Annotated in this window: 18 protein-coding genes; all 18 read left to right on the top strand. The window is 56.3% G+C overall.

The window, feature by feature from the left end; translation table 11 throughout:
- Positions 1–17: 17 nt before the first annotated feature.
- Entirely contained in the window at positions 18–704 is a 687-nt protein-coding gene (locus ACIQ20_RS01045; RefSeq protein ID WP_313586071.1) for a response regulator transcription factor, read from the top strand.
- Positions 701–2086, top strand: coding sequence for an ATP-binding protein (locus tag ACIQ20_RS01040; protein ID WP_395776561.1), 1386 nt, complete (start codon positions 701–703; stop codon positions 2084–2086). Before ACIQ20_RS01045 ends, ACIQ20_RS01040 begins: the two co-directional genes overlap by 4 nt.
- A gap of 119 nt (positions 2087–2205) precedes the next feature.
- Complete coding sequence (locus tag ACIQ20_RS01035; RefSeq protein WP_395776559.1) at positions 2206–3612, top strand: hypothetical protein; 1407 nt, start codon at positions 2206–2208, stop codon at positions 3610–3612.
- Positions 3613–3709: 97 nt separating this feature from the next.
- Positions 3710–4891 (top strand): c-type cytochrome biogenesis protein CcmI, encoded by a 1182-nt coding sequence (gene ccmI / locus ACIQ20_RS01030; RefSeq protein WP_395776557.1) that lies wholly within the window; start codon positions 3710–3712, stop codon positions 4889–4891.
- A 74-nt stretch (positions 4892–4965) separates the two neighbouring features.
- A complete protein-coding gene (gene ccmE, locus ACIQ20_RS01025; protein ID WP_395776555.1) occupies positions 4966–5484 on the top strand; it encodes a cytochrome c maturation protein CcmE in 519 nt (172 codons plus the stop codon).
- A gap of 83 nt (positions 5485–5567) precedes the next feature.
- Positions 5568–7592 carry a heme lyase CcmF/NrfE family subunit gene (locus ACIQ20_RS01020; RefSeq protein ID WP_395776553.1) on the top strand — a complete coding sequence of 675 codons (2025 nt, stop codon included), beginning with the start codon at positions 5568–5570 and terminating at the stop codon, positions 7590–7592.
- Positions 7589–8071, top strand: a complete 483-nt coding sequence (locus ACIQ20_RS01015; protein ID WP_395776551.1) for a cytochrome c-type biogenesis protein CcmH — start codon at positions 7589–7591, stop codon at positions 8069–8071. The genes ACIQ20_RS01020 and ACIQ20_RS01015 overlap by 4 nt, the downstream gene beginning before the upstream one ends.
- Positions 8072–8221: 150 nt before the next feature.
- On the top strand, positions 8222–9862 hold the full coding sequence (locus ACIQ20_RS01010; RefSeq protein WP_395776549.1) for a Do family serine endopeptidase: 1641 nt from the start codon (positions 8222–8224) through the stop codon (positions 9860–9862).
- Between the two features lie 24 nt (positions 9863–9886).
- Positions 9887–10558, top strand: a complete 672-nt coding sequence (locus tag ACIQ20_RS01005) for a winged helix-turn-helix domain-containing protein (protein WP_395776547.1) — start codon at positions 9887–9889, stop codon at positions 10556–10558.
- Positions 10559–10563: 5 nt separating this feature from the next.
- Positions 10564–12021, top strand: coding sequence for a sensor histidine kinase (locus ACIQ20_RS01000; protein ID WP_395776545.1), 1458 nt, complete (start codon positions 10564–10566; stop codon positions 12019–12021).
- Positions 12021–14831, top strand: a complete 2811-nt coding sequence (locus tag ACIQ20_RS00995) for a bifunctional [glutamine synthetase] adenylyltransferase/[glutamine synthetase]-adenylyl-L-tyrosine phosphorylase (RefSeq protein WP_395776543.1) — start codon at positions 12021–12023, stop codon at positions 14829–14831. The genes ACIQ20_RS01000 and ACIQ20_RS00995 overlap by 1 nt, the downstream gene beginning before the upstream one ends.
- Positions 14832–14912: 81 nt before the next feature.
- Entirely contained in the window at positions 14913–15644 is a 732-nt protein-coding gene (locus ACIQ20_RS00990; protein WP_395776541.1) for an EF-hand domain-containing protein, read from the top strand.
- 21 nt (positions 15645–15665) lie between these two features.
- Positions 15666–16259, top strand: coding sequence for a sigma-70 family RNA polymerase sigma factor (locus ACIQ20_RS00985; RefSeq protein WP_346382272.1), 594 nt, complete (start codon positions 15666–15668; stop codon positions 16257–16259).
- On the top strand, positions 16256–16558 hold the full coding sequence (locus ACIQ20_RS00980; protein WP_346382271.1) for a hypothetical protein: 303 nt from the start codon (positions 16256–16258) through the stop codon (positions 16556–16558). The genes ACIQ20_RS00985 and ACIQ20_RS00980 overlap by 4 nt, the downstream gene beginning before the upstream one ends.
- 105 nt (positions 16559–16663) lie before the next feature.
- A complete protein-coding gene (locus tag ACIQ20_RS00975; protein ID WP_395776539.1) occupies positions 16664–18001 on the top strand; it encodes a TldD/PmbA family protein in 1338 nt (445 codons plus the stop codon).
- 3 nt (positions 18002–18004) lie between these two features.
- Positions 18005–18793 (top strand): 3'(2'),5'-bisphosphate nucleotidase CysQ, encoded by a 789-nt coding sequence (locus tag ACIQ20_RS00970; protein WP_395776537.1) that lies wholly within the window; start codon positions 18005–18007, stop codon positions 18791–18793.
- Between the two features lie 7 nt (positions 18794–18800).
- Positions 18801–19061 (top strand): DUF4170 domain-containing protein, encoded by a 261-nt coding sequence (locus ACIQ20_RS00965; RefSeq protein ID WP_395776535.1) that lies wholly within the window; start codon positions 18801–18803, stop codon positions 19059–19061.
- Entirely contained in the window at positions 19045–20874 is a 1830-nt protein-coding gene (locus ACIQ20_RS00960; RefSeq protein WP_395776533.1) for an ABC transporter ATP-binding protein, read from the top strand. Before ACIQ20_RS00965 ends, ACIQ20_RS00960 begins: the two co-directional genes overlap by 17 nt.
- Position 20875 lies beyond the last annotated feature (1 nt).

The raw sequence follows: 20875 nt of genomic DNA, 5'->3' as shown, positions 1-20875 counted from the left end.
TGAGAGGAGTGAGGCGGATGCGCTGTCTGGTAGTGGAAGATGATCCCGATTTACGTCGTCAGCTTGAGCGCGCCTTGCATGATTCGGGCTATGCCGTTGATGTTGCCGCCGATGGCGAGGAAGGTCACTTTCTTGGCGACACAGAGCCCTATGACGTTATTGTCTTAGATTTAGGGCTGCCGTTGATCGATGGTGTTACGGTTCTAGAGCGGTGGCGTAATGCAGGAAAAGTTGTGCCTGTTCTGATTTTGACCGCACGTGATCGCTGGAGTGAAAAGGTCGCAGGGTTTGACGCCGGGGCGGACGATTATCTCACCAAGCCGTTTCATATCGAAGAATTGCTCGCGCGTTTGCGCGCGCTGGTCCGCCGCGCCGCTGGCCATGCAACGCCTGCGCTTGAGTGTGGTGACCTGCGACTTGACCCGCGCGCTCAGCGCGCCACGGTAGCGGGCGACCCCGTGAAATTGACCAGCCATGAGCTTCGTCTATTGACCTATTTGATGCACCATGTCGGTCGCGTGGTCCCCCGCTCGGAACTGATCGAACATATTTATGATCAAGACTTTGACCGGGATTCCAACACAATCGAAGTCTTTGTTGGTCGGCTACGCAAGAAAATCGGTCAAGATCGTATCTCGACTGTGCGCGGCCTCGGCTATCAATTGCTTGACCCAGACGCCTCCAGCCAATCAGGTAAGGGGTGAGGTCTCAGCGCTCCCTCGCAGGACGGCTGGTCGCTGTCGCGGCCATTTGGTCAGCCTTGGTGTTGGTCGCAACGGGCTATGGCCTGTCCGCGTTGTTTCGCAAGTCAGTTTTTGAGGCCTTTGATCGAGAACTAACGGTCTCGGTTGATGCATTGGCTGCAACCATTGAAACCGACGAGCAGGGGCAGTTACGGGTGCCGCGTGCCCCAACAGATCCGCGCTTTGTCCGCCCTCTTTCGGGGCATTATTGGCGCGTTGTCGATGTGACGGCTGGGCCCAAGCTTTTAGGTCAAGGTGTGAGTTCGCGTTCTGTTTGGGATGAGCCGTTCGAGCCGCCAGTGCTCTTGGTTGAACAAGTCCTAGCCCGGCCCGGTACCACTCAGACTTTAGAAATGAACCGTGATAAGGAGCGCTTGAGGGTCGCGGCCCGCTTGGTGCAACTGCCTTCCCGCAACAGTCAGACCCTCTTGATGGTTGGAGCAGATATAGGTGAGGCGGTCGCCGCCGGTGATCGTTTCAATTTGGCGCTTTCGCTGGGACTATTGGCTCTGGCACTCGGTCTGTTAGGGGCCATCTTCTTGCAAGTCCAATTAGGCTTAGAGCCCTTACGCAGAATGGGTCGCGAGCTTGCGATGATCCGCAACGGTGAGCGTGACCGCTTAGATGAAGATGCGCCGCGAGAGCTTGCACCCTTGGCAGGGGAACTCAATGCTCTCATTTCGCATAATCAAGAAGTGGTAGAGCGGGCGCGTACCCATGTTGGAAATCTGGCGCATGCATTGAAAACGCCTTTATCTGTACTGCTCAATGAATCTCGCCAACGTAAGGGTGAGTTTGAAGATTTAGTTGCGCGGCAAGCTCAAGCCATGACCCGCCAGGTAGAGCATTATCTGAAGCGTGCTTCCGCTGCGGCGCGCGCAGAATCCTTGGGCGCACGCACCTCGGTCGGGCCTGTGATCGACGATGTGAGCCGCACGTTGGGGCGCTTGTTCAAAGCAGAAGGCGTGAAAGTCACAGCCAGTTTTGAGGATAACTTGGTCTTTCGTGGCGAGAAAGAAGATTTGGAAGATCTGATTGGCAATCTGTCCGAGAATGCCTGCAAGTATGGTGGTGGACTTGTGGAGATTGAAGCGCGTATGGTTGCGACTGGGCAGATAGAGATCACCATTGAAGATGATGGTGAGGGCCTAGAGGGTGACGCTTTGGTCGCAGCCGTCAAGCGCGGGGCGCGTTTGGATGAGACCCTTCCAGGCTCAGGACTTGGCTTGTCGATTTGTGGTGAATTGGCGCGTGCCTATGGTGGTAGCTTGAAGCTTGATCGATCTGATTTGGGTGGTTTACGCGCTAGACTATTGCTGCCTGCCGCCGAAACTTCTGTTTAGATTTCGTTTTATTGTATTTGAACTTGCAAACCCCAAATTAACCCATTTTTGTTACGAGAGTGTGCTTGATAGTTGCAGATGATGTGGCTTCAGAAGAGTGCCGACAAGAGTAACCGCCCATGACAGTTCTAACCGACGACAAGATTGCAGCCTTAAAGGCATTGTTGCACTCGACCCCGCCAGCAACGGCAGGGAGGTTGTGGGCGCTTTTAGAGCGCATGAAAGTTCAAGGCGTCCAATCCATTCCAACCGGCGAATTGCTCGGTGCCATGCGCGAAGCAGGCATTCCAGCCGGCTTTGCGACCGGAAAAGCCCATACGCGCGTCCTTAGTTTTGACCGGCTGTTCTTCGAACCCTTGGAAAACCTCTTTGAGAATGGTCCTTTACATCGACTGATGCCAGGTTCTTTGCCGCGGATTGGCTTGGGTCCGGTATGGAAGCTGATCATCGGCCAACTTGCATCCGATGCTTATGTCGATCTCGAGCCCTTAGGCACGGCAGCCAGCTTGCGCGGCGATATGACCCAAGCCCGCGAGTATGCCGAAAAAATGCGATCAGAGCTTTTGGATAATATTCAAGAGATTCCGCCAGAACGACTGAGCGCTTTGTCGAAGATGCCGGAAGCCTCGCATGTCTTAGGCCGCTTGATCCCGCTTTTGTCCGCTGTAAAGGCGGGACGTCAGATTTGGACCGGCGTGCAAAGCTTGCGCGGGGATATGCATGAGCAGTCAATCTTGCGATTGGCCACGGCTGTCAAAGAGGCTGAAAACGTCAATCCGCAAACAGCGACCGAGATTTTGTTGCTGACGATGTCGATTTTGCCAAAACCGTATCAAGCCTTGCGCGTCTTGCAACGTGTTTCGCGCGGCGTGGATGACCGAAAGCTTGATACTACCCATTTTTCTGTTGTTGGGCGGCGCGTGATTGCACTTTTGCGACGCGAAGGCGCTGTTATTGAACAGGCTGCCATGGGTGGCACCTTTGATGTTGATGCCGTCAAAGCTGCGATCGACCGCCATAACAAACTGGTCCATGGCATGACACGCGACGCAATCATGGCCCCAAATGGTCCATGGAGACAGGAACTAACCGCCATTTGCGGCCAAGTCGGTTCAAGGCTGGAAATGATTTGCCACGCCGCCGTTAAGGCACTCGACCTAGCCTTGCCAATGGACATGGTTCGAAAAAAGAATGCTGGCATGCTGACAGAACCCCGATTTGGCTCAGCAATTGACCCTGTCAAAGTAGAAGTAGCGCGTTGCCACATGCAGTTTCTGGTCGCATCGCGCCTTCTAGCACCGCTCGCCGGCTTTGGTGTCTTCCGTGACAATGCGAGCCGGACGTCCGCTGGCCAATTGGATGCGATTTGTGAAGGCTTGGTTCGGGTCGCACGTGAGGGCGAAACCTCGCCGCACTTCCAAGATTGGATAAATGCAACTTCGACCCTCATCAATGCGCTTGATGGTCCCTTGCCCGCCAAGAATTTCGAGCGCCGGATTACCTCGATGATGAAAAAGGCTGCCTGAGACCGCGATTAATCGCGTAAGCTTGAAGAGTCTGCCTGCGACATTTTCACCCTCAAGCCTTGAACCCGCGGGTGGGAGCGTGCATGTCGCCCCTATCATGACTCAAATCCCCCCTGTTCTTGTTACTGGAATGTTCTGGCTTGCGCTTCTGGTTGCATTGGTCGGAGCCGCATGGTGGGTGCTGCGGGCCGGCGCGCGCGGAGGCGCACTAGAAAGTGACCGCGCCGACCTGCAAGTCTATCAAGATCAAATTGCCGAGGTCGACCGCGATTTGGTTCAGGGTCGAATATCTGAAGAAGCTGCCCAAGCGGGTAAGCTGGAGATAGGACGCAGACTTGTGCAAGCCCGCGACCGCATTTTGGGTGAGGGGCCTCGACTGGGGAAATTGGCTATGACTGGTGTGGCCGCCGTCATCGCGTTAGGGGCTGGCGGGTTATACCTCATCTATGGCTCTCCCCAAAAAACCGATCAGCCTTTTGTTCAGCGTGAGGCGGAATTACTTTCTCGCCCGCCTGAAACCTTGAGCGAGGATGAAATCATGCTTCTGCTACAGGAGCAGGCAAAAAAGGCACCGCAAGATCCGATGCCGCACGCCTTGATGGCGCAAGTTTTAGGCAGCGCTGGGCGCGATCAAGACGCCCTTCGCGCGTTTCAAGCTGCAATGCGTCGGGACCCCAAGAATGCAGACTTGGTTGCTGAGACTGGGGCCGTTTTGATGCGCCTGAACGACGGCGTTGTCGGTGTAGATGCCAAAGCTGCCTTTGATGCCGCGCTTCAGCTAAAGCCAAATTCAGTGTCGGCGCGCTTCTACTTGGGGCTTGCTGATTGGCAAGCGGGCAAGAAGGCAGAGGCTTTGGCCGCATGGCGCACAGCTTATTTGGCCAACGCTAAGGATGCCCAAGGCCAAGTGCAATTAGTGGCTCGCGTTGCGGAGATCCTCTCGCAATTAGACCGGGGGCCCGGTGAAGATGGCGGTGGGCCAATGGCAGCAATTGCCAATGCCGGACCTGACGCGCAAAAGGCCTTCATTGAAACCATGATTGCCAAGCGCGTTGACCGCTTGGCAGAAAACCCAACTGATCCATCTCTGCGCCTATCTGCTGCGCGTGTCTTGCTTATGACCGGCAAGCTTAATGAGGCCAGAGACGTATTGTTGGTTGGGCAAAAGCAACAGACAAGCGATCCCCTGCTTTCGGCGGTCTATGGTCTGGCTTTGGAAAGCGCCCCTGCGCCTCCAGAAGCGGGCGCTTCAAGTCCAGCGGCGATGCCGAAAAGGTGAGTGTAAGTGAGGGAAAGGTTGCTTTCCATTCGGGACGTGACGCAGTAGTTTAAGCCAAAGATCGAGTAAGAACCATGCGCAGACGTGACCGCCGCCTTCTTCTGATTTCTGCCGCAGGAATTGTCCTGCTGGGCGCAACTGCTGTTGCCAGCGTGGCCTTGCGGCAAACCGCATCTTTCTTCTATTCGCCTACAGATGCTCAAGCCAAAAAGCCCGAAGCAGGGACACAAGCTCGCATCGGCGGCCTTGTCGCTAAGGGTACTGTGGTGCGGGGCGATAATGGCAAAGTCAATTTCGTTGTGACTGATATGAATGCCGACATGCGCGTTAGCTATCGCGGTGTGCTGCCGGACTTGTTCCGCGAAGGCCAGGGTGTTGTCGCAGAGGGCAAGTTCACAGCACCTGATACGTTTGAGGCGCGCACGATCCTTGCCCGACACGATGAAAACTACATGCCCAAAGAAGTGGCGGATTCCTTGAAAGCCTCTGGCCAGTGGCGCGACGCGCCTCTGCCAGTCAATCAAACCAGCAACCAATCCAATTTGGGAACCGGTGCCAATATGGCGAACCCAACCTACACAGGGTCGAAATAGTTTAACCCCGTCTTGTTTGCGAAACGTGGTTTGAGCAGCGGAAACAGGTTGAACCTAAAGAGCTGCGGGGTACATAGTCGGTTATGATCGCAGAACTCGGACACTTCCTTATCTTCCTCGCGCTTTTTGCCGCCTTTGCCCAAGCGGCAACCGGATTGTGGGGCGGCCACGCTCGCGACGGCCGATTTGCCGCTATGGCAAAGGCGGCTTCTGATATCTCCTTTTTTGCGATCGCTCTGGCCTTCTTTGCACTGATGAGCGCCTTTATTCGGTCTGACTTCTCGGTCCAAAATGTTGCCAGCAACAGTCACACCTTAAAACCATTGCTTTACAAAATAGCGGGTACTTGGGGCAGCCATGAAGGCTCAATGGTATTGTGGTGCCTCATCTCAGCTGGATTTGGCTGGATGTTGGCCCATTTCTCCAAAGGATTGCGATGGGATTTGCGGTCGCGGGCTGTAGGAGTCCAAGGTCTTTTGACCGCAGTCATGATGGCCTATTTGGCCTTTGCTTCTAACCCATTTGTCCGCTTGGACCCTGCACCGTTACAAGGGGCAGATCTCAACCCCTTGCTGCAGGACCCAGCTCTCGCGGCCCATCCACCTTTTCTTTATTTGGGCTATGTCGGCTCGTCGGTGGTCTTTTCATTAGCCGTGGCAGCCTTGTTAGAGGGCCGCGTGGACGCTGCTTGGGCACGCTGGGTCCGGCCTTGGGCTTTGGCCTCTTGGACGTTTTTGACGATTGGCATCACCTTGGGCTCTTACTGGGCCTATTATGAGCTGGGCTGGGGCGGATGGTGGTTCTGGGACCCCGTTGAGAATGCCAGCTTTATGCCTTGGCTCCTCGGGGCAGCGCTGTTGCATTCTGCCATTGTAACCGAAAAGCGTGGCGGGCTTGCCAGTTGGACCGTGTTGCTAGCGATCCTAACCTTCTCCTTGTCCTTATTGGGCACCTTTCTCGTTCGCTCTGGCGTCTTGACTTCGGTTCACGCCTTTGCGCTCGATCCAGAGCGCGGCTTCATTATCCTTATGATCCTAGCAGTCTTTACCGGTGGCGCTTTGAGCCTGTTCGCTTGGCGCGGCCCCAGCTTAGGCTCTGATCGCGGCCTCTTTGCCCCGATCAGTCGAGAAGGGGCTTTGGTTTTGAACAATTTGTTCCTAACTGTCGCAACCGCCACCGTATTGGTCGGTACGCTCTACCCGCTTTTGGGCGAGGCGGTGTTCAAGCGCGCTCTGTCTGTTGGGCCACCCTATTTCAATCTGACCTTCACACCATTGATGGCCTTGGTCCTCCTGGCTTTGCCGGTCGCGCCCTATTTGGCCTGGAAGCGCGGGGACTTGATGGCCGTGCTGCAGCGCCTTTGGGTGGCAGCCGCTTTGACCGCGCTGGCCATCACCTTGAGCTGGGCCTTGATGGGCGGGAAAGCCTTGGCAGCAATCGGGATTGGCCTTGGAACTTGGCTGGTTTGTGGCGCGATTGCCGAAGTGCTTGACCGCGTCCGTTTTGGTAAGTTGCCGGCACCTCAAGTCTGGGCCCGTGTCAAAGGGCTGCAGCGCGCGGCGTGGGGCATGACTGTGGCGCATTTGGGCATGGGCATATTTGTGCTGGGTGCGGTTTCTGAAACCGCCTTCCGTGTTGAGCACACGGCCTCCCTAGGCTTGGGTGAGACCACACGTTTTGCGGGACGCACCGTAACTTTAAAAGCGGTCACCGCCGAAGAAGGCCCGAATTATTACGCCGACCGCGCGCAATTGGTTGTCACGGATGGCAAGCGAGAAATCACACTAGCGCCAGAACGGCGCTTTTATCCCGCTGCGCGGATGCCGACCACGGAAGTGGCCTTGCGCTCCTCTTTAGCTGGCGATGTCTATGCAGCATTGGGTGACCCTGCTGAGATCAACGGTCGCATGGCTTGGACCGTGCGACTGTACTGGAACCCCTTGGTGCTTGCGATTTTCGGTGGAGCCTTCCTAATGGCTCTGGGTGGAGGCATCAGCCTCACTGATCGCCGGTTGCGTATTGGCGCACCCCAGCCCGCCAAGCCAAAGCGTGGCAATGGTGTGGTACCCCCAGTTGACCCGACCAATGTTGGCGTCGCTGCTGAATGAGACGCGCGCTGCTATCGTTCTTCGTGATGGGATGGCTGGCTTTGCTCGCCGCACCCCAAGGCGTTCAAGCGGTTGAAGCGCCGTTGAGCGATCCTGCGCTGGAAGTCCGCGCGCAGAACCTCGCCCGCGAGATTCGCTGTGTTGTGTGCGAGAACGAGCCAGTCGCCCTGTCGTCCGCTGAGATTGCGGTCGACATGCGCAAAGCCATTCGTGAACGAGTTGCAGCCGGCGATAGCGATACCCAAGTTCGGCGCTTCTTTGCCGACCGCTATGGCGAGTTTGTTCTACTTCGACCTCGAATCGGGATCGATACCTTTGCGCTTTGGGGCGCGCCATTGGTCTTGCTACTGTTAGGGGGCGTAGGCCTTTATTTAGCAAGCCGACGCTCCCAAGCAGCACCGATGTCGGCCCCGGCAGTGGATGACGCTCACGCAATGGCAGCCCTGAAAGAGTTTGAAAACAAGGCCTCCACAGACTGAGGCTTTATTCTAACAGCATGTTCATCTGCCAAGCTGCTTTCTTACAACATTGTAATGTTTTGGCCATGGTATGGCCATCTTAGCCCTGTCATAATGTATCCACCATACGGCTCGAATGGCGGGTCGATGCACACTGCAGGATGAAGTTTCATGTCGTTGGATAAGCAAGGTGAAGACCCGACCACACTTTCTGGCCCTGTGGCTGGCCCTGCGGCTGGCCCTGTGGCGCAGAAGACCAAAGCAGATCGCTTTTTGCGTCGTCCGGTCCTGACTGGGGCTGCGGCGCTGGCTTTAGCTGTGGCGGCGTTCGGTGCGGGTCAGATTTTGTCACCCAGCATATCAGCCGCCCAACAAATCAAAACAGAAGCGCCGAAAGCTGCTGCGATGCTGCCTGGCTTTGCCGATCTGGTAGAGCGCGTATCGCCTGCTGTGGTGTCATTGGAAGTGGTCGCACTTGCCGAAGAGGACACACAACGTCCATCTGCAGATGATCTAGAAGGCATGCCGCCGCAATGGCGTCGCTTCTTCGAACAAATGCCAAACCAGCGCGGCAATCAAGCCCGCCCGCGTGAGCAACGCGGCGGCGGCTCAGGCTTCTTCATTACATCGACTGGCCATATCGTTACCAATAACCATGTGGTGGAAAAGGCCAAGGAAATCAACGTAACTTTGAAAGATGGTCGCGAATTGAAGGCAACCGTAGTTGGCCGTGATGAGCGGACAGACCTAGCGGTGCTAAAAGTCGAAGGCAAAAGCTTTCCTTATGTGCAATTTGCCCCTGAAGCCCGCGTCCGCGTTGGGGATTGGGTAGTCGCGATCGGCAACCCGTTTGGTCTAGGCGGTACGGCGACTGCAGGGATTGTCTCAGCTCTGGGCCGCGACATTCGCAATGAAGGCAATATTGCTGACTTTATTCAGGTCGACGCGCCAATTAATCCCGGCAATTCTGGCGGTCCAACCTTTGATATGAGCGGCCGTGTGATTGGCGTGAATACGGCGATCTTCTCCCGCTCTGGCGGCAATGTAGGTATTGGCTTTGCTATTCCAGCCTCCTTGGCTGACCGGACCACCAAGCAAATCATTGAGCAAGGTAAAGTCACTTACGGCTGGCTGGGCGTTGTTATCCAAGATGTCAGCCGCGAAATGGCTGATAGCTGGGGCTTAGGCAGCGATGTCAAAGGTGCCATGATCGGAAGCGTCACGCCAGGTGCCCCAGCGGCTAAAGCGGGCCTGAAGCGCGGCGATGTTGTGGTGGCGTTCAACGGTACAAAGATTGAAGGGTCTTCCGATTTGACCCGCCGCGTCGGCCAAACCCGCGTCGGTGATGTTGTTCGATTGGATGTAGCAGGCGCAAAAGGTGTTCGTCGCACCGTGCAGGTAACCATTGCGGCCCGTCCTTCTGAGCAGCAATTGAGCCAAGCTGACCCGGTAGCCGGTGCAGATGCAGCTCAGCCTACAAGCCCTGCAACCAATGTCCTTGGTTTAAGTGTTGGTCCGTTGTCAGCACAAGCCCGCACCCGCTTGCGCCTTCCTGCAAACGAACCAGGTGTTTTGATCTTGGAGGTTGATCCGGACTCTCGCGCAGCAGAGCGGGGCATTCGTGCAGGCGATGCCATTTTGACGGCCAATGACGAGGAAGTTCGCTCTGCCGAAGAACTCGATGCAGCCATCGAAGCTGCTCGTGCTGCAGGTCGCTCTTTCATTGGGCTCTTTGTGCAAAGCCAAAATGGCGGTGGCGGGTTTGTGCCTCTGCCCTTGGAGGCAGCATCTAAGTCACAGCCTAAAAAGTAATTGGCGCCATCAGGGGGGAATCCGATGCGTGTTCTCATTGTTGAAGATGCTGGAGACACCGCACTCTACATGCGGCGTGCTCTGGAAGAAGCTGGCCATGTGGTTGATTTGGCCGCAGATGGTCCAACGGGAGAGTTGATGGCGCGCGGTGGGGCATTCGATGTCTTGGTGTTCGACCGCATGCTGCCGAAGAAAGACGGCCTGAGTGTTGTCGCAGACTTGCGCACAGCCGGCATCGCAACCCCAGTGTTGTTCTTGTCGGCCTTAGGCGATGTCGAGCATCGGGTGGAAGGCCTAAAGGCTGGTGGCGATGATTATTTGGCAAAGCCCTATGCCGCCAGCGAACTGATTGCCCGCGTTGAAGCCTTGGGACGTCGCCACGAAGGCGGTGCACCCTCGACCCACCTCAAAGTCGGTGAGCTGGAGATGGACTTGCTAGCCCGTGTTGTTCGACGGGAAGGCCGTAAGATCGACATTCAGCCGCGAGAGTTTCGCCTGCTAGAATATCTAATGCGCAATGCCAACCAAGTGGTGACCCGTACCATGCTGTTGGAGAAAGTGTGGGACTATCATTTTGATCCACAGACCAATGTGATCGACGTCCATGTCTCGCGCTTGCGCTCAAAAATTGATCGCGAGTTCGATAAGCCCATGCTGCACACGGTGCGTGGTGCCGGGTATCGGCTCGAAGCCTAAACCTGATGATCAAAAAGCTGCTCTTGTCATTGCGGTCGCTGATGCGCACCACGACGTTTCGCGTCGCCATGGCATTTGCAGGTCTCTTCGCGGGCTTCGCGATCCTGCTGCTGGGCTTCCTCTATGCTACGACCGTCGGTCGATTAGGTTTGGAGGCAGATCGGTTTGCCCGCCAAGAGCTGTCACAGCTGGCTGATATCTGGCAGCGCCAGAATGTCGACGGCCTCAATATGGAAGTCATCCAGCGCGCCGCGCGGGCCAGTGATTCCCTTTATGTGTTGGTCCAGCCCGACGGCAAAGTCCTGTCTGGCAATATTGACGTTGTCCCCCTCGACCTCTCCCAAATCAATAAACCAGATCCAAAAAGCGCGCTCCAGCCCGAGCGCGCTGTCTCTTCAGGCTTTAGTTATGAGCGCCCTGATCTGGAGACTGGCAAAGTTGAACGCAGACGAGCGAGGGGCTTGTTTTTGGCAGGACCCGACGGTTTTGGCCTGTTCGTTGCCCGCGATTTGGGTCCTGGCTTGCAGATCGCAGACCATGTTGCGCGAGTCATATGGATGGGCGGGGCAGGGGTATTAGCTTTTGCGCTGATTGGTGGCTTTCTGGCTGCACGACAGGCCGCTGGGCGCGTTGATGAACTGACCCGGACGACGCGGGCAGTTATGGCTGGCGACCTAAAGCGTCGGGCGGCCGTGCGGACGATTAGGCCCGGTGACGGCGATGAATTTGATGATCTAACCGAAGACCTCAATGCGATGTTGGAGCGGATTGACCGTTTGGTTGCTGCCGCGCGCACCACGGGGGATTCGATTGCGCATGACTTGCGCTCCCCACTTACACGGCTACGGGCACGCTTAGAAGGGGCAGCCGCAAAGGCACAAACAACCGAAGACTTGCGCGATGCGATTGAAGATGCCTTGATCCAGTTGGACGGTGTCGTCGCGACGTTTAATGCTGTGCTGCGCTTGTCTCGCCTAGAAGCAGGTGAAGGTGGTAAGCTGGAGCTCTTGGATGTCAGCCTTTTGCTTGGCCAATTGGCCGACTTGTTTGAGCCGGTGATCGAAGAAGCGGGCTCAGTTTTTACAGATGAAATTGAGCCCGAACTCATGATTATGGCGGACAGATCCCTCTTGGCGCAAGCTATCTCCAATCTCTTGGATAATGCCGTCAAATATACTCGTGAAGGCGCGGTGCAGCTTTCCGCCAAGCGCCTACCTGCTAATCAAATGTCGATCAGCGTCTGCGATAGTGGAAGCGGGATTCCAGTCAATCAGCGCGACCATGTGTTGGAGCGATTTGTACGCCTTGATAGCGCGCGCTCCTTGCCGGGGTCCGGCATTGGCCTGTCCTTGGCGGTGGCGATTGCGGAATTACACGGTGGGCGGCTTGTTTTGGCTGATGGCCTGCCGAGCGGCGATGATTTCGGCCTAGAGGCGCGGCTGATCCTGCCGCTTAAAGCCTGATGGTCGGTGTTAAGTCCTTAGGGTCTTTAACAGATGCCTTAGCGGCAGCGCGCCTTGTTGCCCCCTACCTCGATCGCTTGAGCCAAAGGCGACCAGAGGCGGCCAGTGCCCTTCTGTCTGGTCAAGTCTCTGAAGTCCTTGCTGCTAGTCTGTTTAGTGCCCAGAAGGCGGCAGAGCTTGGTGTTCCTGAAGCCATGGCAGCGCTGCGTCATGCGAAAGCCGATACGCACCTAGCCTGTGCGCTTGGCGATTTAAGTGGGCAGTTGGACCTGGGAGCGGTGACTCTTGCGTTGTCCGATTTAGCCGACCAAGCCACCCAAACCGCCATGATTTTGGCCAGTCGGTCTGCTGCTAGTCGAGATGCGGCAAGCTTTCTGAAACCCGATCAGGTCCCGGGTCTCTTCATTATTGCGATGGGCAAGCATGGCGCGCAAGAACTCAATTATTCGAGCGACATTGATCTTGCTGCGTTTTTTGATCGAGATGCGTTTCGTCCAGAGGATCAAGATGCTGCCAGTGGTGTGTGTGTCCGCCAGGTGCAATCCGTCTCCCGCATTCTCGAAGAGGTAACGGCAGAGGGCTATGTCTTTCGAGTGGACTGGCGTCTGCGCCCAGACCCAGCCTCAACCCCGGTTGCCGTGTCCCTGCGTGCGGCTGAAGCCTATTATGAGAGTGTCGGTCAGAATTGGGAGCGAGCGGCCTTTATCAAGGCGCGCGCCATTGGCGGGGATTTTGAGGCGGCTCGCAGTCTTCTGACGCATCTATTACCTTTCATTTGGCGGAAGAATTTGGACTTTGCCGCGATTGACGACGTGCAGTCTATTCTCCGCCAAATCCACGCGGTCCGCCGCTCCACAGACTTAGACGATCCAGCTTTTGACGTAAAACTAGGCCGGGGCGGTATTCGCGAGATTGAGTTTTTTGCCCAGACGCAGCAACTTATTCTGGGCGGCCGCGACCCCAGTTTACGGGTGCGAGGAACGCTGCAAGCTCTTGATGCGCTGGTTGCTGCTGGCCGGATCGATGGTCTTGCCCGCGATGACTTGGCATCAGGCTATCGCTTCTTGCGCACGATCGAGCACCGAATCCAAATGCTCGATGATGAGCAGACCCATAAATTGCCTGCCGACCCAAACCGGCGTGCCCGCGTGGCAGCTTTGTCTGGCCATGCGGACCTTGCAGCGCTCGACCGAGACATCAGAGCCTGTCGCGAGATGGTGCGAACCCGTGTGCGAGAACTGTTCCCAGACAGCATATCTCTATCCAGCCCGCTGGGTTCGTTGGTGTTTACCGGTGTGGAGGATGACCCCGAGACAATAGAGACCATCGCGTCATTGGGCTTTAGCGAGCCCAGCCAGATCGCCCGCACCATTCGCGCTTGGCACCATGGCCATGTGCCCGCAACACGGACCGCACGGGCGCGTGAACTTTTAACGGCCCTGACACCGGATTTATTGCAAGCCATCGCAGCAACCGGGGAAGCCGACACGGGTTTCGTGCGCTTTCAGGACTTCTTTGCTGCTCTGCCAGCGGGCGTTCAGGTCCTGTCTTTGTTTAAGGCTGAGCCACTTATCCTGAAGGAGACCTGTGCGACTTTGGCGCTAGCCCCGCGGTTAGGGGCAGTGCTGGCACAACGACCCGCCATCTTGGACGCGATGCTCTCACCGCGTTTCTCCGCACCCCTATCCATGGATGAACCTCAGACACGCTTAGAGGTTTTGAATGCTGGCCTAACGCAAGCGCATGGCTTTGAAGAATCTCTCGATGCCGTGCGCCGCGCCCACCGCGAGGAAATGTTCCGAATTGGCTTTCAGGTGTTGCACGGCCGCGCCAAGGCTGAGGAGGCGGGAATTGCTTATTCAAACCTCGCCGAAGCGAGCATTTCCGCGCTTCTGCCAGTCGCCTACGAAGCTATGGCAGAAGCCCATGGCCGTATTCCTGGACGGTTGGCGATCTGTGCATGGGGAAAACTTGGCGGGCAGGAATTGGCTGCAGACTCCGATCTCGACTTGATGATTGTCTACGATGTTGTTGACTCAGAAAGTGAGTCTGATGGCAAGCGCCCGATCAGTGGCGAGCAATGGCATGCGCGGCTTACCCAGCGCTTGGTTTCTGCCTTGTCGGTCCAGACCGCCGAAGGTAGCCTCTATGAAGTTGATATGCAGCTAAGGCCGTCTGGAAGGGCAGGGCCGGTTGCCGTGCGACTATCTGCGCTAGAGCGCTATTATGACAGCCAAGCTTGGACGTGGGAGTTTCAAGCCTTAACGCGGTTGCGCCCAGTTGCGGGGGATACAAGTCTTATGGCCGAGATCGCGGCGCTTGCCCAAAGGGTTTTGCAAAAGCCGCGGCCAACTGAGACTTTGGCCAGCGAAATCCTTGCCATGCGCGAAAAGATGGTTGCCGCCCATCCGGTGCGCGGCGGCTGGGATGTAAAGCGGCAACGTGGCGGGCTGATTGATCTGGAGTTCTTTGCGCAATATCATCAGTTAGCGGCTGCAGGTTCCGGCAAGCCCATCATTCACGCCAACACGGTTGAAGCAATCCAAGCGCTTGCACATTATGGGTTTCTGGACCCCGAAGAGGCAGGGCGCTTAGTCAAAGCGGGCTCTGTCCTCCAGAATGTGCGACAACTCCTCGCCGTAGCTGCAGGCTCTGATTTCGACCCGATCACGGCAGCTGCTGGCCTAACCCAAGCGGTCGCGCACTGCCTTGATGCACCAGACTTCCAGACAGCGATCGCTATGTATGATGATGCGCGCGCCCTTATTCTTCATCACTTTAATGAGATTGCAGGCGTTTCGACGGAATAGGCTTTCAGCCGCGTTTTAAAACCAGATCGCAAACAAGCTTGGCCTTCTCCCCCGAGGTCAGCTGCACAAAGGAACCAGATCATGCGTTTAAAGATAGTTCTTGCCACCGCTGGCTTGATGTTGTTGGCAACCCCCGTTCTGGCCCAACAAGGCCCACCGCCCCCTCCAGGGGAAGGTCCTGGCTTTTTTGAGCGCGCGGACCTGAATAAAGATGGTGCCATTACCATGGACGAAGTGCGCACGGCGCGTTCCGCCGTGTTTGATAGGGCCGACAAGAATAAAGACGGTTTTGTCACCGACGACGAAATGCGCGCTGCCCGTCCACCCCGTCCACCTCGCCCAGATGGCATGCAAGGACCACCGCGCGAACCCCGGGAGGGCCGCGACTTAATGAGCCTTGCTGACGCCAACAAGGATGGTGCGGTCACACGGGCAGAGTTTGACGCCGCGATGGCCGCCCGCATGCAAGAAAAGCAAACCAAAATGCAAGAGCGCTCGGCTGAGATGTTTACCCGCCTCGATGCAAATAAAGATGGTCGCGTCACCCGCGATGAACTCGATGCCATGCGCGGCAAAATGGGTGACCGGAAGAAGGATCGCCGCGATGGGCCGCCTCCCCCACCACCCATTGGGGCCTACGACGCCAACAAGGACGGCAAGATTAGTCGCGACGAATGGATTGGGCGCCCTGATCCGATGTTTGAGCGCGCTGATGCCAATAAGGATGGTCGCTTGACCCGGGAAGAAGCTGCCGCTGCTGCCCGACAAGGACGCGAAGGTGGGCCACGTCGTGGACCCGGTCGTCCTTGGTAAATCAGAACAGGGTCTCCTAGCGTGTCAAACCCCCTCGTCTTTGATCCCTTGGCGGGCTTGATCGCCAAAGCGGGCCGCGGTGACCGCGCCGCGGCTGCCGCTTTGGTCAAAGCTGTCTCGCCTAAGCTATGGCGGATCAGCTGGCGTCTCTTGCGAGATGCCGCAGAGGCTGAAGATGTGACCCAAGAAGCGCTGATCCGTCTGTGGAAAGTCCTGCCAACTTGGCAGACCGGTCGGGCAAGGGTTGAGACGTGGCTGCACCAAGTGACCACCAATCTTTGTTTCGACCGTCTGCGAAAAGCCGGACGCTTTGTTGACGAAGACCAAGCGCCCGAGCCGCTCGATCCCGGGCCAATGCCCGACACAAGGTTGCATCAAACCGCCTTGCGTGATTGCGTTGATGCTGCCCTCGCGGGTTTACCCGATCGCCAACGGGCTGCCATTGTCCTCACCCATTATGAGGAACTGGCCGCCAAAGAGGTTGGCGAAGTTTTAGGCATTAGTGTTGATGCCGTGGAATCTCTATTGGCTCGAGGCCGACGCGCCTTGCGGCTAGCCCTTGCGTCTGAGAAGGCCGATTTGTTACAAGCGTCCGTGGAAGGACATGCAGCATGAGTATCTTGGATCATCACCCGCTGAATAAGGCTCTGGCCAAAGTATTGGTTCACGCTAGCCCAGTGCCAGAGATGCCCGCTGCCCGCATCGAAGCGGCTGCAATGGCTGCTTTCAGCACACAGTCGGCATCGCGTCCTGATTGGGTCAAGACCTTCGGCGCTTTGGCTGCGAGCTTGGTTCTAGGTGTTGGTGGCTTTGTCTATTATCAGTCTTGGCAGAGCGAACAAAAAACCTTGGCAGCTGATGCGGACGCTTTTGCCGAACAATTGCTGAGCACAGATCTCGACTCCGCGCTTTAGAGGGCTCGTTCAGCAGAGCAGGGCTATCAGAATCTAAATGGTCGCACTGAAGCTTTTGTGCGCAATTGACTTCGCATCGAGTCAAACCCGCTTTAGAAGTAAACTATGAGCTCAAATCTTGATGCAGCCGTTGATCGGCTCCTGTCCCGCGCAAAATTCTTAGGTGCTGAAGCGGCCGATGCGGCTTGTTTAGACCGCAAAAGCCTGTCTGTGTCCGTGCGGCTTGGCCAGTTGGAATCAGTTGAAAGCGAAGAAAGCCGCTCAGCTGGCTTACGGGTCTTGATCGGCAAGAAACAAGCTGGCGCTTCAACTTCCGACTTTAGCTTAGCCGCTCTAGATGCATTGGCAGAACGGGTTGTGGCCATGGCGAAGGCCGCAGCAGAAGACCCTTGGTGTGGCCTGCCCGCCGCCAGAGACCTTGCTAAAGATCAAGTTGATCTCGAGCTTTGGGACGACACAGAAGCCGATATAGCCGATCTTGAAGCCCGCGCCTTGGAGAGCGAGGCCGCTGCTTTAGATCTTGCAGGTATAACCAATTCCGGGGGCTCGGGTGCTGAATGGGGCGCAAGCCAAGTCGTGTATGGCGCAAGCAACGGGTTTAGGGGCGGCTATCGCGGCACATCTTGGGGCTTGGGTCTGTCCGCCATTGCGGAACGTGGTGACCATAAAGAGCGCGATTGGGACAGCGACTCCAGCCGCTTTTTGAAAGACTTGAAGGCGTCCGCTACCATCGGCCGCAACGCTGGTGAGCGCACGCTGGCACGCTTGGGTGCTACCAAACTTGAAAGCTGTGTCGCGCCTGTTATCTTCGAAAATAGGGTGGCCAGCCGTCTGATCAGCTTCTTTCTAAGCGCCATCTCAGGGGCCTCTGTGGCGCGAGGGGTTTCGTTCCTGCGCGATAAGTTGGGTCAGCAGGTGTTTGCGTCCAACATCTGCATTACCGATAATCCTTTGGAAAAGGGGGGTTGGTCTTCTCACCCGTTTGATGGTGAAGGCCTGCCGGTGGCAGCCCGCGACCTGGTAATTGACGGTGTGCTGCAAACTTGGTTGCTCAATACAGCCAGCGCAAAGCAATTAGGTCTGAAGTCAACAGGCCATGCCAGCATGAACCCTGGCGGGGCACCGGGTATTGGCTCAAGCAATGTAACCGTGATGCCGGGCCAACATGACCTCGCGGGATTACAGGCGCTAGCAGGAAATGGCTTGGTGGTTATCGAAACCTTGTCTCCCAGTTTCAACCAAAATACCGGTGACTACTCTGTGGGTGTTTCGGGTCTTTGGTTTGAGAATGGCAAAATTGTACGCCCCGTCAACGAAATCACAGTAGCTGGTAACATGCTGGACATGTACGCTAAGCTGATCCCCGGCATCGATTATGATGGTCGCGCATCGCTGCAATGCCCCAGTCTTTTGATCCCAGCCATGACGATTGCGGGGGCATAGAGCATGAATTTGGCGGCTGATCTGGCACTTGCATTGGACGCCGCCACGGAGGCGGGCGCCGTTGCGATGCGCTATTTCGGTACGCAAATGGATGTGCGCGATAAGTCACCCAATAATCCGGTCAGTGATGCCGATTTGGCGATTGATGCCTTGTTGAAAGAGCGCTTGTTGGCTAAGCGGCCCGACTATGGCTGGCTGTCGGAAGAGACCGTTGATGATCAATCGCGACAATCCGCGCGCTTCTGCTGGGTTGTCGACCCAATTGATGGAACCCGTGCCTTTATCAAGGCCAAGCCGCATTTCACAATTTGTATTGGCCTATTGGCGGACAGTCAGCCCGTGTTAGGTGTGGTGTTCAATCCTGCGACAGGTGAGATGTTTGATGCATTTCAAGGCGGCGGGGCGCGTCTCAATGGTGTCGCAATCGAACCCAGTATCGTGGATCAGTTGGAAGGCTGTGCTATGCTGGGTGACCCGGGCATGTTCCGGCACCCAGCTTGGCCAACGCCTTGGCCCGAAATGGATGTCGTTTCGCGCAATTCGATTGCCTATCGCATGTGCCTTGTGGCGGCAGGTCATTATGATGGCGCAATTGCTCTCTCGGCCAAGAGCGATTGGGACTTAGCTGCCGCACATGTGATCGTGAACGAGGCAGGCGCGCTGGCAACCACTCATGAAGGTGCAGCTTTTGTTTACAATCAGCTAGTACCACTTCAAAAAAGTCTGGTGGTTGCGGGAAAGCCCTTACATCCCTTACTCATTGATCGCGTCCACCATGTAAAACTGTCGTGAGGAAGAAATGGAACGTAAAGCCGCCCCAAAGAAACAATTGCTCCACATCGTCGTCGGTGGGGAAGTACAGGACCTTGAGGATGTGGAGTTTCGCGATCTGAAGGCAATGGACTTTGTTGGGGCCTATCCAAATTATGCCGAGGCCCGGGACGCTTGGAAAAGTGCTTCCCAGCGCACGGTAGATAACGCCCATATGCGTTACTTCGTGATCCACGCCCACCGTTTGATCGATCCAAACGGGCCAACCCCGGATGAAGACGATCACTAAAGGTGTTGACACCCAGTCGGTGCAAAGTACCGATCTAATCAAGCGGTTTTGGTCGGGCTGGCTGACACCGCATACCAGTATGTTGTGGTTCGCCACCCTATTAATGGCGGTGGTGGCCGCCGCTTCAGCTTCATATCCTTGGCTATTTGGTCAAGTCATCGATGCTTTGGCGGCGTTGAGCGCAGGTGCTGGTCCGGCTCCAGACAGTAAGTCCAGTTGGCTGACCCCCGCCGCGATGGTCACGATTGGGCCTTTGGCGATTATCGCAGCGACCCTGATCAAGGCTGTCGCGCTGTATGCTTCCACGGTCTTAACCAATCGAGTGGCGCTGGCTGCTACCACCAAGCTGCAAAAGGACTTATTTGCCAAGTTATTGACCCTGGATTTCGCCCGCCTCAGCGCTGAGCCTTCGGGGGCCTTCTCCGCGCGCTTTTTAAACGACATCAATGCCGTTCGAGAAACTGTGCTGCGCGCTGCAAACAGCTTCGTGCGCGACATTCTGACTTTGGTCGGGGTCGTCGCGGTTATGTTGATGGGCGACTGGCAATTGGCTTTGGTCTGCCTCGTCATCCTGCCCTTGGCGATTGGCCCTGTGTCGACGATCGGGGCGCGACTTAGAAAGACCGCTGCACGGGCTCAACACCAAGCGGCAGACCTAGCAGGTGTAGTTGAAGAAAGTTTAGGCGGCATCCGCTTGGTGAAAACCTATGGCTTGGAAAAGGCCGAAAGCAATCGCGTGGGGGCAGCGCTTTCGACCCGAATGTCGCTCTTGCTGAAAATGGCCGAACAAAAAGGCCGGGTAGATCCTATCCTTGAAGTTTTGGGCGGGCTCGCCATTGCTGGCGTATTTGCATTTGCCGGCTTTCGCATCAGCCAAGGAGCAGCCAGCGTCGGCACATTGACAGCCTTTATCGCCTCACTCTTGTTGGCTGCCCAATCGATCCGCAGTCTTGGCGGCTTAAATAGCGTCCTGCAAGAAGGGCTTTCGGCTTTAGCGCGCTTTTTCTCTGTTTTGGATGAAACCCCCAGCATAGGAGACCGACCACAAGCGGTAACCCTTACCCGTGGCCCTGGTCGGATTGGGTTTCAAAACGTTGGCTTCAACTGGCCCAATGGCACTGTGGGCTTGGACAAAATCAGCTTCATGGCAGAGCCTGGCCAAACTTTGGCCTTGGTTGGGCCCTCTGGTGCTGGCAAGTCCACGATACTCAATTTGATCCCACGATTGTTCGATCCAAGCGAGGGGCGCGTCTTGATTGATGGGCAAGACATTGGTCAAGCGACTTTGGCCAGTTTGCGCCAGCACATTGCCTTGGTCAGCCAAGACGCCACGCTGTTTGACGCCACCATTGCCGATAATGTCGCGATGGGCATGCCCGGTGCAGATGAAGCTGCCATTCGCGCGGCCCTGTCTGCCGCAGCATGTGACTTTGTGGATCGCTTGCCAGACGGGCTATCAGCCCAAGTTGGTCCAAGGGGAACGCACCTATCAGGTGGGGAGCGCCAACGTCTATCCTTGGCGCGCGCTATCTTGCGCGACAGCCCAATCCTGTTGCTGGATGAACCTACCAGTGCATTAGACTCAGATTCTGAGGCGCGAGTTCAAGAAGCCCTTGATCGGTTTGCTGCCAATCGTACGACGATTGTGGTCGCGCATCGCCTGTCAACAGTCCGTCGGGCCAATCTCATTTTGGTGCTCAACCAAGGCCATATTGTTGAAACAGGTACGCACGACCAGTTGATTGCAAAAGGTGGCCTTTATGCAGACTTGGCTGCGCTGCAATTCCAAACTGGATCACAACCCAATAAATAGT

It is taken from the genome of Aquidulcibacter sp. (assembly GCF_044346625.1).
In the GTDB taxonomy this organism is placed as follows: Bacteria; Pseudomonadota; Alphaproteobacteria; order Caulobacterales; family Aquidulcibacteraceae; genus Aquidulcibacter.
Note: the sequence above shows the minus strand (reverse complement) of the source record. Positions and strands in the feature narration are given on the sequence as shown.

Bases quoted from the DNA above. Each gene is read 5' to 3' on its own strand.
- ACIQ20_RS00970 (WP_395776537.1), top strand. From the start codon at position 18,005: ATGAATTTGGCGGCTGATCTGGCACTTGCATTGGACGCCGCCACGGAG.
- ACIQ20_RS01015 (WP_395776551.1), top strand. From the start codon at position 7,589: ATGAGACGCGCGCTGCTATCGTTCTTCGTGATGGGATGGCTGGCTTTG.
- ACIQ20_RS00980 (WP_346382271.1), top strand. From the start codon at position 16,256: ATGAGTATCTTGGATCATCACCCGCTGAATAAGGCTCTGGCCAAAGTA.
- ACIQ20_RS00965 (WP_395776535.1), top strand. From the start codon at position 18,801: ATGGAACGTAAAGCCGCCCCAAAGAAACAATTGCTCCACATCGTCGTC.
- ACIQ20_RS00990 (WP_395776541.1), top strand. From the start codon at position 14,913: ATGCGTTTAAAGATAGTTCTTGCCACCGCTGGCTTGATGTTGTTGGCA.
- ccmI (WP_395776557.1), top strand. From the start codon at position 3,710: ATGACTCAAATCCCCCCTGTTCTTGTTACTGGAATGTTCTGGCTTGCG.
- ACIQ20_RS01020 (WP_395776553.1), top strand. From the start codon at position 5,568: ATGATCGCAGAACTCGGACACTTCCTTATCTTCCTCGCGCTTTTTGCC.
- ACIQ20_RS01000 (WP_395776545.1), top strand. From the start codon at position 10,564: ATGATCAAAAAGCTGCTCTTGTCATTGCGGTCGCTGATGCGCACCACG.
- ACIQ20_RS01010 (WP_395776549.1), top strand. From the start codon at position 8,222: ATGTCGTTGGATAAGCAAGGTGAAGACCCGACCACACTTTCTGGCCCT.
- ACIQ20_RS00995 (WP_395776543.1), top strand. From the start codon at position 12,021: ATGGTCGGTGTTAAGTCCTTAGGGTCTTTAACAGATGCCTTAGCGGCA.
- ccmE (WP_395776555.1), top strand. From the start codon at position 4,966: ATGCGCAGACGTGACCGCCGCCTTCTTCTGATTTCTGCCGCAGGAATT.
- ACIQ20_RS01035 (WP_395776559.1), top strand. From the start codon at position 2,206: ATGACAGTTCTAACCGACGACAAGATTGCAGCCTTAAAGGCATTGTTG.
- ACIQ20_RS00960 (WP_395776533.1), top strand. From the start codon at position 19,045: ATGAAGACGATCACTAAAGGTGTTGACACCCAGTCGGTGCAAAGTACC.
- ACIQ20_RS01005 (WP_395776547.1), top strand. From the start codon at position 9,887: ATGCGTGTTCTCATTGTTGAAGATGCTGGAGACACCGCACTCTACATG.
- ACIQ20_RS01045 (WP_313586071.1), top strand. From the start codon at position 18: ATGCGCTGTCTGGTAGTGGAAGATGATCCCGATTTACGTCGTCAGCTT.
- ACIQ20_RS00975 (WP_395776539.1), top strand. From the start codon at position 16,664: ATGAGCTCAAATCTTGATGCAGCCGTTGATCGGCTCCTGTCCCGCGCA.